General features: G+C 69.0%; 1 pseudogene. It reads left to right on the top strand.

Features of this window, described 5'->3' with window-relative positions:
* A pseudogene (locus tag HB634_RS22740) lies at nucleotides 1-2455 on the top strand (cell surface protein); the annotation flags it as partial.

Here is a 2455-nt window from a genome sequence, read left to right as displayed (position 1 = left end):
GCTGGGCAATAACGCCACGGCGCTCGGTGCGAATGCCTGGGCGCTGGGAGAAAACTCGGTAGCGCTCGGCGCGGATTCGCAGGCCGATCGTGACAACACGGTATCGGTCGGCACCGCAGGCCATGAGCGGCAGATCGCGAACGTTGCTGCGGGAACGGAAGACACCGATGCAGTGAACAAGGGTCAGCTCGATTCGTCGGTGAGTGGCGCCACGCGCTACTTCAAGGCGAACGGTCTGAACGACGGTAGCGATGACGCGTTGGCAACTGGCCAGTACGCGACTGCCTCGGGCTCGGGTGCCTTTGCCGGCGCCGATGGTGCCACGGCGACCGGTAGCAGCGCGGTGGCAACCGGCAACAACGCGACGGCAAGTGGTTACGGCAGCGTGGCTACCGGACAGAACAGCGCCGCCTACGGTGCGGGTGCGCAAGCCAACGGCCCGGGCAGCGTCGCTGTTGGCGGCGTGGCTGTGGACGAAGACGGCAATCCGCTGATCACCAACGGGGGCGTGCCGGTAGACACCGGTGCAACCAGCGCGGGTGTCGGTGGCACGGCCGTCGGTGCCAGTGCGCAGGCGAGCGGGTTTGCTGCCTCGGCACTGGGCGTCGGTGCGTACGCAAGCGGCGCACAGTCGACCGCCGTCGGCGCGGTGGCCAACGCGCTCGGGGACTTCTCGACCGCCAGTGGTTCGCAGGCGACCGCCGCCGGCGATCAGTCGGTGGCCAACGGCTTCGGTTCGACGGCGTATAGCGCAGGCTCGACGGCAATCGGTGCCGGTGCCAGCGCATCGGGCGAAGGCAGCATCGCCATCGGCAACTTCGCTGAAACGGGGTTCGGGCTGTTCGGGCTGGAGAGCGCCAACGCGGTCGCGCTTGGCACGAACAGCTGGGCACTGGGCAACAACGCCACGGCGCTGGGCGCGAATGCCTGGGCACTGGGTGAGAACTCCGTAGCGCTCGGCGCGGATTCGCAGGCCGATCGCGATAACACGGTGTCGGTCGGCACCGCAGGCCATGAACGGCAGATCGCGAACGTCGCCGCCGGAACCGAAGACACCGATGCGGTGAACAAGGGCCAGCTCGATTCGTCGGTGAGCGACGCGACGCGCTACTTCAAAGCCACTGGCATCGGCGACGGCAGCGACGATGCCCTGGCGACCGGCCAGTACGCGACAGCGTCAGGCTCGGGTGCCTATGCGGGCGCCGACGGTGCGAGCGCATACGGCAGCGGCGCGGTTGCGGCGGCAACGAATGCCACGGCGAACGGCTACGGCAGCGTTGCCGCGGGAAAGAACAGCGCGGCCTACGGCGCCGGCGCACAGGCCTCGGCCAACAGCGCGACGGCCATCGGCGGCCAGGCGCTGGACGCGGACGGCAATCCTTTGATCACCTACAGCGCCACCGGTGAAGCGGTGGGACCGGCCAATGCATCCGGCCTCGCTTCAACGGCGGTGGGGGCGAGCGCACAGGCGCAAGGCCAGTTCGGTACGGCTCTCGGCACGGCCGCCTTCGCGCAAGGTGAGCAGTCCACGGCCACTGGCTTCCTTTCGGAAGCCTCGGGCGTCGGCGCCACCGCGAATGGTGCACAGGCCTATGCGGCCGGTGATCTTTCGGTGGCGTCGGGCAGCGGCGCAGCGGCCTATAGCAACGGCTCGACCGCCATCGGCGGCGGCGCTAGCGCATCGGGCGAAGGCAGCATCGCGATCGGCAACTATGCCGAAACGGGCTTCGGACTGTTTGGTCTGGAAGCCGCCAATTCGGTTGCCATCGGCACGAACAGCTGGGCGCTCGGCAACAATGCCACCGCGCTGGGCGCGAATGCCTGGGCACTGGGAGAAAACTCAGTGGCCCTCGGCGCGGATTCGCAGGCCGATCGCGACAACACGATATCGGTCGGCACGGCAGGCCATGAACGGCAGATCGCGAACGTCGCCGCCGGAACCGAAGACACCGACGCGGTGAACAAGGGCCAGCTCGATTCGTCGGTGAGTGGCGCCACGCGCTACTTCAAGGCGAACGGTCTGAACGACGGTAGCGATGACGCGCTCGCCACTGGCCAGTACGCAACGGCTTCGGGTTCCGGTGCTCTCGCCGGCGCCGATGGTGCCACGGCAAGCGGCAGCGGCGCCGTCGCGACAGGCACGAACGCCACGGCGAGCGGCTATGGCAGCGTCGCCACGGGACAGAACAGTGCCGCCTACGGTGCGGGTGCGCAGGCCAACGGCCCGGGCAGCGTGGCCGTCGGCGGCGTGGCCGTGGACGCGGACGGCAATCCGCTGATCACCAACGGGGGAGTGCCGGTGGACACCGGTGCAACCAGCGCGGGTGTCGGTGGTACGGCGGTCGGTGCGAGCGCGCAGGCGAGCGGGTTTGCCGCGACATCGCTCGGCGTCGGTGCGTACGCAAGCGGCGCACAGTCGACCGCCGTCGGCGCGGTGGCCAATGCGCTCGGGGAT

Origin of the sequence: Luteibacter sp. dw_328 (assembly GCF_018449605.1) — a bacterium.
Lineage (GTDB): Bacteria > Pseudomonadota > Gammaproteobacteria > Xanthomonadales > Rhodanobacteraceae > Luteibacter.
This window is presented reverse-complemented; position numbering and strand designations above follow the sequence as displayed.